The sequence below is a fragment of the Bacillus sp. FSL K6-1366 genome (assembly GCF_037976695.1).
Taxonomy (GTDB): Bacteria; Bacillota; Bacilli; order Bacillales; family Bacillaceae; genus Bacillus; species Bacillus subtilis.
The window spans coordinates 308,407-322,133 of the sequence record NZ_CP150268.1 but is presented as its reverse complement, the minus strand read 5'-3'; the positions used below and the strand labels follow the sequence as shown (position 1 = coordinate 322,133).

At 44.0% G+C, this 13,727-nt stretch carries 14 protein-coding genes and 1 riboswitch; of the genes, 13 read left to right on the top strand and 1 reads right to left on the bottom strand.

Annotated features, from left to right (window positions below; all coding sequences use genetic code 11):
* From kdgK to exnP, 13 genes are all read left to right on the top strand, one after another.
* The gene (gene kdgK / locus MHI44_RS01620) at positions 1-975 is read left to right on the top strand and encodes a 2-dehydro-3-deoxygluconokinase (protein WP_015251846.1); all 975 of its coding nucleotides are present in this window, start codon (positions 1-3) and stop codon (positions 973-975) included.
* A gap of 1 nt (position 976) precedes the next feature.
* Positions 977-1,567 carry a bifunctional 4-hydroxy-2-oxoglutarate aldolase/2-dehydro-3-deoxy-phosphogluconate aldolase gene (gene eda / locus MHI44_RS01615; protein WP_015383933.1) on the top strand — a complete coding sequence of 197 codons (591 nt, stop codon included), beginning with the start codon at positions 977-979 and terminating at the stop codon, positions 1,565-1,567.
* 44 nt (positions 1,568-1,611) lie between these two features.
* Entirely contained in the window at positions 1,612-2,604 is a 993-nt protein-coding gene (kdgT, locus tag MHI44_RS01610) for a 2-keto-3-deoxygluconate transporter (RefSeq protein WP_014477146.1), read from the top strand.
* 111 nt (positions 2,605-2,715) lie between these two features.
* Positions 2,716-4,221 (top strand): carboxypeptidase, encoded by a 1,506-nt coding sequence (ypwA, locus tag MHI44_RS01605; protein ID WP_041336383.1) that lies wholly within the window; start codon positions 2,716-2,718, stop codon positions 4,219-4,221.
* Between the two features lie 140 nt (positions 4,222-4,361).
* Positions 4,362-4,461: riboswitch (purine riboswitch) on the top strand.
* Positions 4,462-4,551: 90 nt separating this feature from the next.
* Positions 4,552-5,136, top strand: coding sequence for a xanthine phosphoribosyltransferase (gene xpt, locus MHI44_RS01600; protein WP_015714142.1), 585 nt, complete (start codon positions 4,552-4,554; stop codon positions 5,134-5,136).
* Positions 5,133-6,449 carry a xanthine permease PbuX gene (pbuX, locus tag MHI44_RS01595; protein WP_015714141.1) on the top strand — a complete coding sequence of 439 codons (1,317 nt, stop codon included), beginning with the start codon at positions 5,133-5,135 and terminating at the stop codon, positions 6,447-6,449. Before xpt ends, pbuX begins: the two co-directional genes overlap by 4 nt.
* 72 nt (positions 6,450-6,521) lie before the next feature.
* Entirely contained in the window at positions 6,522-7,619 is a 1,098-nt protein-coding gene (gene bpsA, locus MHI44_RS01590; RefSeq protein WP_029726798.1) for a type III polyketide synthase BpsA, read from the top strand.
* Positions 7,620-7,622: 3 nt separating this feature from the next.
* Positions 7,623-8,129, top strand: a complete 507-nt coding sequence (gene bpsB / locus MHI44_RS01585) for an alkylpyrone methyltransferase (protein WP_004398552.1) — start codon at positions 7,623-7,625, stop codon at positions 8,127-8,129.
* A gap of 70 nt (positions 8,130-8,199) precedes the next feature.
* On the top strand, positions 8,200-8,289 hold the full coding sequence (fbpC, locus tag MHI44_RS01580; RefSeq protein WP_100069434.1) for a Fur-regulated basic protein FbpC: 90 nt from the start codon (positions 8,200-8,202) through the stop codon (positions 8,287-8,289).
* Between the two features lie 175 nt (positions 8,290-8,464).
* The gene (dynA, locus tag MHI44_RS01575; protein WP_339202748.1) at positions 8,465-12,046 is read left to right on the top strand and encodes a dynamin GTPase; all 3,582 of its coding nucleotides are present in this window, start codon (positions 8,465-8,467) and stop codon (positions 12,044-12,046) included.
* A gap of 64 nt (positions 12,047-12,110) precedes the next feature.
* Positions 12,111-12,368: a YpbS family protein gene (locus MHI44_RS01570; RefSeq protein WP_003230757.1), complete on the top strand. Its 258-nt coding sequence runs from the start codon at positions 12,111-12,113 to the stop codon at positions 12,366-12,368.
* A gap of 74 nt (positions 12,369-12,442) precedes the next feature.
* Positions 12,443-12,589: a hypothetical protein gene (locus tag MHI44_RS01565; RefSeq protein ID WP_003230761.1), complete on the top strand. Its 147-nt coding sequence runs from the start codon at positions 12,443-12,445 to the stop codon at positions 12,587-12,589.
* Between the two features lie 99 nt (positions 12,590-12,688).
* Positions 12,689-13,579, top strand: coding sequence for a 5'-3' exonuclease ExnP (exnP, locus tag MHI44_RS01560; RefSeq protein ID WP_003230763.1), 891 nt, complete (start codon positions 12,689-12,691; stop codon positions 13,577-13,579).
* 7 nt (positions 13,580-13,586) lie between these two features.
* Here exnP and sspL read toward each other — a convergent pair whose 3' ends face one another.
* Positions 13,587-13,715, bottom strand: coding sequence for a small, acid-soluble spore protein L (gene sspL, locus MHI44_RS01555; RefSeq protein WP_003218255.1), 129 nt, complete (start codon positions 13,713-13,715; stop codon positions 13,587-13,589).
* Positions 13,716-13,727 lie beyond the last annotated feature (12 nt).

The window sequence follows — 13,727 nt, the reverse complement described above, 5'->3', positions numbered from 1 at the left end:
ATGAAGCTTGATGCGGTGACATTCGGGGAATCAATGGCCATGTTTTATGCAAATGAGTATGGAGGCCTTCATGAAGTATCCACTTTTTCTAAAGGGCTTGCCGGAGCAGAAAGCAATGTCGCCTGCGGCCTTGCCAGACTCGGATTTCGAATGGGATGGATGAGCAAGGTCGGCAATGATCAGCTCGGAACGTTTATTTTACAAGAGCTTAAAAAAGAGGGAGTGGATGTGTCCCGCGTGATCCGCTCGCAGGACGAAAATCCCACCGGGCTGCTGCTGAAGTCAAAAGTGAAAGAAGGCGACCCGCAAGTTACCTACTATAGGAAAAACTCAGCTGCAAGCACATTAACTTCAGCTGAATATCCGAGAGATTATTTTCAATGCGCAGGCCATTTGCATGTGACAGGCATTCCGCCTGCCTTGTCAGCCGAGATGAAAGACTTCACGTATCATGTCATGAACGACATGAGAAACGCAGGGAAGACCATTTCATTCGACCCTAATGTAAGACCTTCGCTTTGGCCTGATCAAGCAACAATGGTACATACAATCAATGATCTGGCTGGGCTTGCAGACTGGTTTTTCCCGGGTATCGCAGAGGGAGAGCTATTGACCGGAGAAAAAACACCTGAAGGCATTGCCGACTATTATTTGAAAAAAGGTGCCAGCTTTGTTGCTATTAAACTTGGAAAAGAAGGCGCTTACTTTAAAACGGGGACAAGTGAAGGATTTCTAGAAGGCTGCCGGGTCGACCGGGTGGTTGATACGGTCGGCGCCGGAGACGGATTTGCAGTCGGTGTAATCAGCGGTATCCTAGACGGTTTGTCGTACAAGGATGCGGTGCAAAGGGGAAATGCGATTGGCGCTTTGCAAGTGCAGGCACCGGGGGATATGGACGGTTTGCCGACCAGGGAGAAATTAGCTTCTTTTTTATCTGCTCAAAGAACGGTTCACCAAAAGAAAGGGGATTATTAATATGGAGTCCAAAGTCGTTGAAAACCGTCTGAAAGAAGCAAAGCTGATTGCAGTCATTCGTTCAAAGGATAAGCAGGAGGCCTGTCAGCAGATTGAGAGTTTATTAGATAAAGGGATTCGTGCAGTTGAAGTGACGTATACGACCCCCGGGGCATCAGATATTATCGAATCCTTCCGTAATAGGGAAGATATTTTAATTGGCGCGGGCACGGTCATCACCGCGCAGCAAGCTGGGGAAGCTGCTGAGGCTGGCGCGCAGTTTATTGTCAGTCCGGGTTTTTCAGCTGATCTTGCTGAACATCTATCTTTTGTAAAGACACATTATATCCCCGGCGTCTTGACTCCGAGCGAAATTATGGAAGCGCTGACATTCGGTTTTACGACATTAAAGCTGTTCCCAAGCGGTGTGTTTGGCATCCCGTTTATGAAAAATTTAGCGGGTCCTTTCCCGCAGGTGACCTTTATTCCGACAGGCGGGATACATCCGTCTGAAGTGCCGGATTGGCTTAGAGCCGGAGCTGGCGCCGTCGGAGTCGGCAGCCAGCTGGGCAGCTGTTCAAAAGAGGATTTGCAGGCTGTTTTCCAAGTGTAAGTGGAATTGTTTTTTCATAACCGGAGGATGGGAGAATCCACAATATGAAAATCAAGGCGACAATTGAACGGGTACCTGGCGGAATGATGATTATTCCGCTATTTCTTGGAGCGGCGCTCAACACGTTTGCGCCTGGAACAGCGGAGTTCTTTGGAGGGTTTACGGGTGCTTTGATTACCGGAACGCTGCCGATACTGGGTGTTTTTATCTTTTGCGTAGGAGCAACGATTGATTTTCGTTCTTCAGGCTATATCGCAAGAAAAGGAATCACGTTATTATTGGGAAAGGTCGGATTTGCGGCACTGCTCGGCGTGATCGCAGCGCAATTTATACCTGACGAAGGCATACAATCCGGCTTTTTTGCAGGCCTTTCTGTTTTAGCAATTGTCGCGGTAATGAATGAAACGAACGGCGGACTGTATTTGGCGCTCATGAATCACATGGGAAGAAAAGAGGATGCGGGTGCTTTCGCCTTTATCAGTACAGAATCTGGTCCTTTTATGACCATGGTGACGTTTGGTGTGACGGGACTTGCCGCATTCCCATGGGAAACGCTGGCAGCGACAGTCATCCCGTTTTTACTTGGATGTATACTTGGAAATCTGGATCATGATCTCAGAGACTTATTCAGCAAGGTTGTGCCGGCGATCATTCCATTTTTCGCCTTTTCGCTCGGCAATACCTTGAATTTTGGAATGCTGATCCAATCAGGGCTGCTCGGCATATTTATCGGAGTTTCTGTCGTCATTTTATCGGGCAGTTCTTTGTTTTTGCTTGATCGTTTTATTGCGCGGGGAGATGGTGTCGCGGGAGTGGCCGCTTCTTCTACGGCAGGGGCGGCTGTAGCCGTGCCATATGCATTAGCGGAAGCGAATGCCTCATTTGCGCCAGTTGCTGAGTCGGCAACTGCAATTATCGCGACAAGCGTTATTGTCACCTCGCTCTTAACCCCGCTGGCAACAGTGTGGGTAGATAAAAAAATCAAGCAGAAAAAGCGGAGAACACCTCCGCCAAAAAATCAAATGACGATCAACTGAATAAAAAGGCTGCCACAAAACATACCGGCAGCCTTTTATACAAACAATTTGACTTTCATACCCCCTTCCATTAGCCTGTAATGGAACGGCTAGAATAGGGAGGGAATGGATATGGAGATACATACATATGAAAAAGAATTTTTTGATCTTTTAAAAAGAATCTCACATTACAGCGAAGCAGTTGCGTTAATGCACTGGGACTCCAGAACAGGCGCGCCGAAAAACGGCTCAGAGGATCGTGCCGAAAGCATCGGCCAGCTTTCAACAGATATATTCAATATCCAAACATCAGATCGAATGAAGGAGCTTATCGATGTCCTGTATGAACGATTTGATGACTTGTCGGAAGATACGAAAAAAGCAGTGGAACTGGCGAAAAAAGAGTATGAAGAGAATAAGAAAATCCCTGAGGCTGAATACAAAGAATACGTGATTCTGTGTTCAAAGGCAGAAACAGCGTGGGAGGAAGCGAAAGGAAAATCTGATTTCAGCTTGTTTTCTCCTTATTTAGAACAGCTGATTGAATTCAATAAACGTTTTATTACGTATTGGGGATATCAAGAGCATCCTTATGATGCATTGCTTGATTTGTTTGAGCCCGGCGTCACGGTAAAGGTGCTTGATCAGCTGTTTGCTGAGCTGAAGGAAGCGATTATCCCTCTTGTTAAACAGGTGACAGCTTCCGGAAATAAACCAGATACAAGCTTTATTACAAAAGCGTTCCCGAAAGAAAAGCAAAAAGAGCTCAGTCTGTATTTTTTACAGGAGCTTGGCTACGATTTTGATGGCGGAAGACTTGATGAAACCGTTCATCCGTTTGCAACTACGCTGAATCGGGGAGACGTTCGGGTCACGACGAGATATGATGAAAAAGATTTCCGGACGGCGATCTTTGGCACCATTCATGAGTGCGGGCACGCGATTTACGAGCAAAATATTGATGAAGCACTCAGTGGCACGAACTTGTCAGACGGCGCATCGATGGGAATTCATGAATCGCAATCATTATTTTACGAGAATTTTATCGGCCGCAACAAGCATTTTTGGACTCCGTACTATAAGAAGATTCAAGAGGCATCACCGGTACAGTTCAAGGACATCTCCCTGGATGATTTTGTCCGGGCAATCAATGAATCAAAACCTTCATTTATCAGGGTCGAAGCGGATGAATTGACGTATCCTCTTCATATCATCATCCGTTATGAAATTGAAAAAGCGATTTTCAGCAATGAAGTGTCTGTGGAAGATCTGCCGTCGCTTTGGAATCAAAAATACCAGGATTATTTAGGGATTACACCGCAGACCGACGCAGAGGGGATTTTACAGGACGTCCATTGGGCAGGTGGAGATTTCGGCTACTTCCCATCCTATGCGCTCGGCTACATGTATGCGGCTCAGCTGAAACAAAAAATGCTTGAGGATCTCCCTGAATTTGACGCTCTCTTGGAAAGAGGAGAGTTCCATCCGATAAAGCAATGGCTGACGGAAAAGGTGCACATTCACGGAAAACGGAAAAAGCCGTTAGACATTATTAAAGATGCAACAGGAGAAGAGCTGAATGTTCGCTATTTAATTGATTATTTATCAAACAAATATTCAAATCTCTATCTGTCATAATCAAAAGCCTGGCGGCGCGTCGTCAGGCTCTTTTATATCGAATCCCCTTGAAATACGAATGATATCTAAAAAAACAAAAATAAAGTTCGGGAATTTTTATTTTCAGCCTATGCAAGAGATTAGAATCTTGATATAATTTATTACAATATAATAGGAACACTCATATAATCGCGTGGATATGGCACGCAAGTTTCTACCGGGCACCGTAAATGTCCGACTATGGGTGAGCAATGGAACCGCACGTGTACGGTTTTTTGTGATATCAGCATTGCTTGCTCTTTATTTGAGCGGGCAATGCTTTTTTTATTCTCATAACGGAGGTAAGACAAGATGGAAGCACTGAAACGGAAAATAGAGGAAGAAGGCGTCGTATTATCTGATCAGGTATTGAAAGTGGATTCTTTTTTGAATCACCAAATTGATCCGCTGCTTATGCAGAGAGTTGGTGACGAATTTGCGTCCAGGTTTGCAAAAGACGGTATTACCAAAATTGTGACAATCGAATCATCAGGTATCGCTCCCGCTGTAATGACGGGCTTGAAGCTGGGTGTGCCAGTTGTCTTCGCGAGAAAGCATAAATCGTTAACACTCACCGACAATTTGCTGACAGCGTCTGTTTATTCCTTTACGAAACAAACAGAAAGCCAAATCGCAGTGTCTGGGACCCACCTGTCGGATCAGGATCATGTGCTGATTATCGATGATTTTTTGGCAAATGGACAGGCAGCGCACGGGCTTGTGTCGATTGTGAAGCAAGCGGGAGCTTCTATTGCGGGAATTGGCATTGTTATTGAAAAGTCATTTCAGCCGGGAAGAGATGAACTTGTGAAACTGGGCTACCGAGTGGAATCTTTGGCAAGAATTCAGTCTTTAGAAGAAGGGAAAGTGTCCTTCGTACAGGAGGTTCATTCATGAGAAATGGATTCGGCAAAACGCTGTCTTTAGGGATTCAGCATGTTCTTGCCATGTATGCCGGCGCTATTGTTGTTCCTCTGATTGTTGGAAAAGCAATGGGACTGACTGTCGAGCAGCTGACTTACTTAGTATCGATTGATATTTTTATGTGCGGTGTGGCTACCCTTCTGCAAGTGTGGAGCAACCGATTTTTTGGGATCGGGCTTCCGGTAGTGCTTGGATGTACCTTTACAGCTGTATCGCCAATGATTGCGATTGGATCTGAATATGGGGTTTCAACAGTTTACGGCAGCATTATCGCTTCAGGCATTCTTGTCATTTTTATTTCATTTTTCTTTGGAAAGCTCGTATCGTTTTTTCCGCCGGTCGTGACAGGCTCTGTTGTTACGATTATCGGTATTACATTGATGCCGGTTGCCATGAATAACATGGCCGGCGGAGAAGGAAGTGCAGATTTCGGAGATCTCTCCAACCTTGCTCTTGCTTTTACCGTGTTGAGTATCATTGTGCTTCTGTACCGTTTTACAAAAGGCTTTATCAAGTCCGTCTCGATTTTGATCGGTATTTTGATTGGCACCTTCATCGCTTATTTTATGGGGAAAGTTCAATTTGATAATGTTTCGGATGCGGCAGTTGTTCAAATGATTCAGCCATTTTACTTCGGCGCGCCGTCTTTTCATGCAGCGCCTATCATTACGATGTCCATCGTTGCAATTGTCAGCCTTGTGGAGTCAACTGGTGTTTACTTTGCTTTAGGTGACCTGACAAACCGCCGTTTGACAGAGAAAGATTTGTCTAAAGGCTATCGAGCTGAAGGACTGGCTGTGCTTCTGGGCGGTATTTTTAACGCTTTTCCTTATACGGCATTCTCTCAAAATGTCGGGCTTGTTCAGCTCACAGGGATCAAAAAAAATGCCGTCATTGTGGTCACAGGTGTGATACTAATGGCATTTGGGCTGTTTCCAAAGATCGCTGCTTTTACGACCATTATTCCATCCGCTGTTTTGGGCGGTGCAATGGTGGCGATGTTTGGAATGGTGATCGCTTACGGAATTAAAATGCTCAGCCGCATTGATTTTGCGAAACAGGAAAATCTGCTGATTGTTGCCTGCTCAGTGGGATTGGGGCTCGGTGTGACCGTTGTGCCGGATATTTTCAAACAGCTTCCGAGTGCCTTAACGCTGCTTACAACGAATGGCATTGTGGCGGGCAGCTTTACTGCAGTCGTCTTAAATATTGTATATAACGTTTTTTCTAAAGCTAAAAAAACAGAACAAGAAGCTGACCTCGCTGAACAAAAAACAGCAGTCTAACTCCGCCGCGGCGGAGTTTTTTTGCATATAAAAAAGATTGTTGCGGCACAATGTATGCAAAGAGGTGATCGCATGGCGTTTATTTTATCCATTGGAACAAGTCTTCCTGCGTATAATGTAAACCAAGAGAAAGCGGCCGAGTTCGCCCGCTATATGTTTCAGCATTCTTTTAAGGATATTGACCGGCTGTTATCCTCCTTTAAAAACGGGCAAATCTATTCGAGACAGTTTGTTAAGCCGATTGAATGGTATAAAGAGGGGCACAGCTTTGAAGAAAAAAATCAAATATACATAGAAGAAACACTTAAACACAGCAGAGCGGCTGTTCGTGAGTGCCTCTCTCATCCGGAATTTTTTCAAGAAGCCATTCCTTATGAGAAAGTGGAAGCTGTTTTTTTCGTCTCCAGTACAGGTCTTTCCACACCGAGTATCGAGGCGCGGCTTATGAATGAACTTCCGTTTTCTCCATATACGAAGCGGATTCCGATTTGGGGGCTTGGCTGTGCAGGAGGAGCCAGCGGACTTGCGCGTGCAGCCGAATACTGCAAAGCGTATCCTGAGGCTTTTGTGCTTGTCATTGCTGCCGAGCTGTGCAGCCTGACATTCCAGCCGGAAGATAAAACGAAAAGCAATCTGATTGGCACCTCGCTTTTTGGTGACGGCATTGCCGCAGCTTTATTATGCGGAGAGAAGGCGGACCGCAGGATGTCAAAGCTGAAGCTTGCGCCGAAGATAATGGACGCCCAATCTGTTTTGATGAAACAATCAGAAGATGTCATGGGCTGGGACTTTACCGATCAAGGATTCAAAGTCATTTTCTCACGAGACATTCCGACCTTGGTGGAAAAATGGCTCAAAACAAATGTACAGATTTTTTTGGACAAACATAAGCTGTCATTCCATGATATCAGTGTTTTTTTGGCGCATCCAGGCGGAAAAAAAGTGATCGATGCATACATCAAAAGTCTCGGGCTGTCGTCAGAAAAGCTTTCATCTGCGCAAAGCATTTTGCAAAAGCACGGAAATATGTCTTCAGCTACAATCTTGTATGTGATCAAAGACCATCTGCAGAACGGACATAAAAAGGAAGCTGAACGAGGAATGATTGGCGCATTAGGGCCGGGTTTCTCATCAGAGTTGCTATTATTCAGCTGGGAAAAGGAGGCCTGACTCATGTTTTGGTTGTTGATCGCCATTCTCATTGTTCAAAGAGCAGCAGAAATGGCAGTGGCCAGGCAAAACGAACAAAAGGTAAAGAAGCAAGGAGCAATTGAATTTGGCGAGAGCCACTATCCGTATATCATTACGATGCATATCCTTTTTTTCCTGTCCTTAATTGCCGAGGTGCTGCTGATGAATAAACAGCCGTCCAGCTGGTGGCTCGGTATCGCTGCAGTGATTTTAAGCGTACAGATCGTACGGTATTGGGCGCTTTGTTCCTTAGGGGCATATTGGAATACGAAAATCCTTGTTGTTCCAGGTGTAGAGCTTGTAAAAAAAGGTCCATATAAATGGATGAAACATCCAAACTATGCCGTTGTTATACTTGAAATTTTGCTGATTCCGCTGCTTTATCAAGCATACGTCACCATGTGTCTGTTTTCCATTTTCAATGCCGTGTTGTTAAGCGTCAGAATTCGCGCAGAAGACAAAGCATTACAGGAATACAGCGTAAAATAGCGATTGAAAATCATTCTCAACCATGTTAAAATGAATTTGAAAAAGATTCTCAATCAGGATGGTGAAGCAAATGACTATGCTGTTTTTGCTTGGAGCGGTTTGTACATATAGTGTATTAATTGGTTTTGTATTAAAAGGAATCTCTAATAAATCTGTTTGATGAATCTGGAACTTGTAAAAGTTGCAGATTTTCTTTTATAGAAGCTGCCGTAATGGCGGCTTTTTTCTATTCTCCTAAAGAAATTTGGTTTATTCTTGTGTAAAATGAAAAGGGAATGAATTCAGATCTTTCGAAAAAGGTTCACAATTGAAACGGCACAAAGGGGTTTAGACTTATGACAGATCAAAACAGAAAAGAGCTTTTGCATAAAACCGGGGAACTTTATAAGCAATTTATTGAGAATCAAGATGAACAAAGGGCTGCTAAACTGGCTGCGGTCATGAAAAAAACGGCTGATGAAGAGGTTTATATCGCGTTTACCGGGCATTATTCAGCGGGAAAATCGTCACTGCTGAACTGCCTGTTAATGGAGAATATTTTGCCGACAAGCCCGATTCCGACAAGCGCTAACCTTGTTGTGATCAGAAACGGGGAAAAGCGAGTTCGGCTTCATACAACAGACGGAGCGTGTGCTGAGCTGGAAGGGACTTACCAGAAAGACAAGGTGCAGCAATATTGTAAAGACGGGGAACAGATTGAAAGCGTCGAAATTTTTGACAGGTATACTGAGATCGATTCCGGGGTTGCGTATATTGATACTCCAGGGATAGATTCAACAGATGATGCTCATTTTCTATCGGCTGCTTCTATTCTTCACCAAGCGGATGCGCTGTTTTACGTCGTTCACTATAATCACGTGCACTCTGAGGAAAATGTAAAGTTTCTCAGATCAATAAAAGAAAGCATTCCGAATGTGTATTTTATCGTCAATCAAATTGACCGCTATGATGAGACGGAGACGAAATTTGGAGACTATCAAGCGCAGGTAGAGGAGATGCTTTGCAATGAAGGGATTTCAAGGGAAGCGCTCTATTTTACATCAGTAACAGAACCGGATCACCCGTTCAATCAGATGGGGGCCCTGAGAGAAGAGTTAAGCAGAATAGAACAGCAATCAAAAAGCAATATGCAGGCTTTAACCGAACAAAAAGTCCGTAATCTGCTAAAGGAACATACGGAAATGCTGAAGAAAGACGAAGCAGGCGCTCCGAGTTTCGCTGAACAGCTTAATATCCATACTGGACTGGTCCAATCGCTGCGTGATCAATTGGATGAGGCCGAAAAACAAATGACTGAGGCAGAGAAGAGGATGCAGGAAGAAATCAATCGTATTTTAAAAAACGCCAACCTGACGCCTTTTGAAATGCGTGAATTGGCGGCTGCATTTTTAGAATCACAAGAGCCTTCCTTTAAAACCGGCTTTTTCTTTTCTAAAGCGAAAACTGCACAGGAAAGAGATAAAAGGCGGAATGCTTTTTTCTCTGATGTGGCAAAACGAACAGAGGCCGAAGCGGATTGGCATATAATAGACACGCTTCATAAACTCGCCAAGGCATTTGATGTCTATACCGCTGAAAGTGAAAAGCTGATTCAGGCCTATCGCACACCGCTTGATATAAGCATCATTGAACGCGCGGTCAAGCATGGTGCAGCCTTTTCCTCTGAATATGTATTGCAATATACAAAAGATTTGGCAGAGCTCATCCGGAAAGAGGCGAAAAGAGAAGCCGCAGACATCATAAAGGTGCTCTCCGCTATGGTGAAAGAGCGTGTTTCCAAAGATGTGCAAACAATTAACGACCGGCTCGTCCAAGAATCAGAAAAACTTGTCTTTCTTCAAGAACAGGCGCGTTTAGAGAATAATGCCCGAGAGAAAACCGATCGCCTGTGGGCCATTTGGGAAGAAGAGTCCGCATGCCCAATGCATATAGACACAGAATGGTTTAAATCGAAGAAAACAAGAGTGGCGGCTCCAGAGCAGAAACAAGGCCGAAGCCAGCTGACGGCGCAGCCGATGCCGAAATCAGAAATCAAAATGGAACAAGAAATGCCGCTTCAAGACCAAATCAAACGCTTTTACACTTTGTCTGACCTTTTAAGCGAATGCAGCATGTTGTTAAAGCAAACTTCAGCGTTTCGTGAAAGGGTGAAAAGGCTAGAGGAACGGAAATTTACACTCGCTCTTTTTGGAGGCTTCAGCTCGGGGAAATCATCATTTGCCAATGCGCTTGTCGGCGAAAGAGTGCTGCCATCCTCACCAACGCCAACCACAGCGACAATTAACAAGATCACAAAGCCAATCAATGGCAACTTAAACAAAACAGCGGATGTAGTGTTTAAGACAGAGGATGACATAACGGCTGAAATTTTGCAGCTCACCGGAATACCAAAGGAACCGGCAGGCCGTTCCTTCACAGAGAAGTGGGAAAAGGCAGTCAAAAAAAACAGGCTGCAGGAAGAACACGTGAAATTGATCAGCAATTTCCTGCTTGCATACGAGAAGTATCAGCAGTATATACAGGAACAGAAGAAATTAACGATTCCGCTCTCTGAATTAAAGCCGTATGTAGCAGAGGAAACAACGGCCTGTGCTGTGAAAGAGGTAACGGTCTACTATACATGCCCGCTCACTGAAAAAGGGATTACGATCGTTGATACACCCGGCGCGAGCAGCATGAATAAACGGCATACAGAACTGGCATTCCAATATATCAAAGATGCCGATGCATTTTTTTATATGACTTATTATCAGCACTCTTTTTCAAAAGGAGACCGTTCATTTTTGCGAAAGCTTGGACTTGTGAAAGAATCGCTCAGCATGGATAAAATGTTTTTTATTATTAATGCTGCAGACCTTGCAAAAGATAAAACAGAACTCGAAACAGTGACCGATTATGTCAGCGCAGAGCTTGTAAAAGAAGGGGTTTATGAACCGCAGCTCTTTACCGTATCAAGTAAGGAGGAACTGGTGGGAAAACCGGAGTCATTTTACAATCAGTTCTCAAAAGTAAGAAAACACTTAGACCGGTTTATCGAAGTGGACGTAAAAAAAGCGTCAGCAGCGCAGCTCAGTTCGGAGGCAGACAAACTATGCGAAACCGTTTTTCAGCTTCACCAATCCCAGCATCAGTCCCGAGAAGAGAAGGAAGCGCAGAAACAGCGCCTTATGCTGTCATTTGAGCGGACAGCGGCCGATATCGAGAAACGGCGGAACTCAAAAACCATCATTGAAAAAGTAAAAAAAGATACAAGAGAGCAGCTATATCACATTGCACAGCGATTATCATATTTTGCAAATGATTTATTAAAATCGGCATTTCATCCCGGGCTGCAAAACGGGGATTGGAAAAAGAACGTCAGTAAGGCGATGACAACAGCCTTACATGAATATCAATTTGAATATATTCAGGAAATCAAAACGCTTGATGTTCGCATGAGCGGTTTCATCGAACGGCATATCAATGAAGAATGGCTGGATCAATTTCAAAAAACATTAAACGAGGACGGTTATTTTTCCGTTTATGCAGGTGATCAGCATTCGAACGGCATACAGTTGAAGGAAGTTGAACCGGAAATAGAAGAACGTGCTTTTGAGCAAGAACTAAAAGAGGTCAAATCACCGAAACAGTTTTTTGAGCAGAAAGGAAAATCGGCCTTTATCGAAGCTGTACGGATGAAACTTACGAAAATCACAGAGGCATGGATAAAAAATGAAGAAGAAAGCCTGATCTCTCATTACACAGCTCACCTCAGACGCTTACAGGAAGATATGGGTGAAAAAGCAATCGCGCAAATAACGGATCAAAAAGAGACATATTTAAGAGGATATGCGGAAGGGGAACATGCGAAAGAGATTGAAATAGCGTACCAGTCGTGCATCTCCTGGAAAAATTCAGACAATACAATAAAAATGTAAAATTCAGTTGGCTTGTATTTCAAGTCATGATAGACTAAATAGAAAAAAGCGAGATGAACGATTAATGTCAGAGGTACATAAAGCAATTTCAGCACATTCATCAAAACAGCACGAGCATATCAAAGCATTTATGCGTCTTGAAAATATGCGTGAATTGGCGATTGAAGAAGCTGTTGCTAAATGCAGAAACGATGAGCCTTATACTACAGATGCAATTAATGAAATTACCGAGCAAATGAATCAGCTCGCTAAAAAAGGCATCGTCCCGACAAGACGGCTTGTATCAAAAGAAATGGTCAGAGAATACGTAAGCCGCATGTAAGCTGGATGATCCTGTCGCGAGTGAACCTCCTGCCGGAAGCATATACTATATGCATCCGACGTAAGGGGGGATTCATGTTGGGCAGAACAAAGCTCGGAAACAGAAATGCACAGGCGAATAACAATGCCAAAAAGAAAAACGGATTTCAAACCCATTTTGACTCTTACGCAGGACGCGAAGCTGAAAAGCTGATCGCCAGCAACAAAAGACACAACGATTGATAAATATCCAAACAGTATCTCTAATTAAAGAGATACTGTTTTTTATTTTTGGGCTGCTTATGATAAAATAGAAGGAATGAAAGAAAAGGGAGTTATTTGATGAATAATAATAAACTATTGCTGGTTGACGGCATGGCTCTTTTATTCCGGGCCTTTTTTGCCACGGCCGTACATCGCAACTTTATGATAAATGACAGCGGGGTGCCGACGAACGGCGTCAACGGCTTTTTAAAGCATTTGATTACAGCTGTGGAAACATTCCAGCCGACACACGTCGTCTGCTGCTGGGACATGGGGAGCAAAACGTACCGAAATGACTTGTTCCAAGATTATAAGGCTAACCGCAGCGCGCCGCCTGTGGAGCTGATTCCGCAGTTTGATTTGGCAAAGGAAGCAGCCGCAGAGCTTGGAATTATGAATATTGGCTTTGCCGGCTATGAAGCGGATGACTGTATCGGTACTCTTGCCGATTTATTTGCGAATGAAGCGGACATTACGGTCGTAACAGGAGACAGAGATTTACTTCAGCTGTTAACGGATAAAGTAAGCGTTGCTTTGCTTCAAAAAGGAATCGGAAATTATAAAGTCTATACAAAAGAGACTTTTTATGAAGAAACAGGCGTAATGCCGAAGGCTTTGATTGATATTAAAGCGCTTATGGGAGATTCCAGTGATAACTATCCCGGAGTCAAAGGGATTGGAGAAAAAACAGCCTACAAACTGATTCGTGAATACGAAACGATTGACCGTTTATTGGAAAATCTTTCTCTTCTTCCAAAAGGACAGCAGGGAAAAATTCAGCAAGGTTTAAGCGATTTGGAGATGTCGAGGAAGCTTGCGGAAATTCATTGCTCAGTGCCGCTGGCCTGCACACTGAAAGACGCTTTATTTACTTTGCAAATGGAGCAGGCGGCTGACATGCTTCGCCGCCACCAAATCAAAGGAATTGAGCGTATGCTTGAAAAGCTGAACGCTAGAGAGATCGTTTAGATCTTCTCTAGCGTTTTGTATTGCTTTTTTTTGCTCTCTCCTCAAGCTCTGTTTTAGGGTCATTATGTGTATTGCCTTCCAGGTCGCCTTGCGGAGTAACACCGCCGGTCAGCCGGCCTTTATCTTTCTTTTTCATGTTAGTTCACCT